This window comes from Aminobacter sp. P4_D5 (genome assembly GCF_056401815.1).
The window spans coordinates 1-754 of the sequence record NZ_JBFUIP010000631.1 but is presented as its reverse complement, the minus strand read 5'-3'; the positions used below and the strand labels follow the sequence as shown (position 1 = coordinate 754).

Below are 754 nucleotides of genomic sequence, written 5' to 3'. Positions count from 1 at the left end.
GGCCCGCTCGGCGCGGGCTACCAGGTGCCGGCCATTCCTTCGCCGGTCTTCGTCGGCATCTACCTGCTCTGCGCGGGCGCGGGGCTGTCGCCTGACCGGACGGGCGCGCTTCTGGTCATCGCCGGCGCCGTCGCGATCGCGGCGAGCCTGTTGATCCGGCGGCCGCAGGCGCTGGTTCCGACGGAGCTTGCGGGGCTGGTGGTCGTACTGCTCGGCGTCTCGCTGGTGCCGGTGATGCTGGACGAACTGCGGCTGCGCGGGCCCTCCGCCGGGGCGGCGCAGGTCGCGGATGTCGCGATCACCCTGGCCGCCTTCCTGGTGATGGCGGGGATCGCGCTCTCGCGCACGCGGCTGGCGCCCTATGGCGTGCTGGTCGGCGCCGGCTTCGGCTGGGGCGTGGTGGCGCTGCTGCCGGGCGATTCCGGCCTCATGGCCATCCTCGCGGCCAATCCCTGGCTGGCCTGGCCGGAACCCATCCTGCCGAGCTTCGATGGCCTGCCGATCGCCCTCGTACTGGGATTCGCCTTCGCGATCGTGCCGGCCAAGGCGGTGCTGCTGGGCAATCTGTTGGCGCTGCAGCGCGCGGCGGATGCGGAATGGCGCAAGCCGGATGGCGGCCCGCTGCGCCGCGGGCTGCTGGCGAATGCGCTGACGCTGACGGCATCTGGCCTCTTCGGTGGCATGGCGCCCTCGGCCTCGGCCGCCTGCGTGGGGCTGTCCATCGCGAACCGCACGCTCGCGCCCGTCATCGCCA

The 754-nt window shown here is 73.3% G+C and carries 1 protein-coding gene; it reads left to right on the top strand.

The window, feature by feature from the left end:
• On the top strand, positions 1-754 hold a 754-nt coding region (locus AC1DWF_RS33980; protein ID WP_476842889.1), incomplete at both ends, for a solute carrier family 23 protein.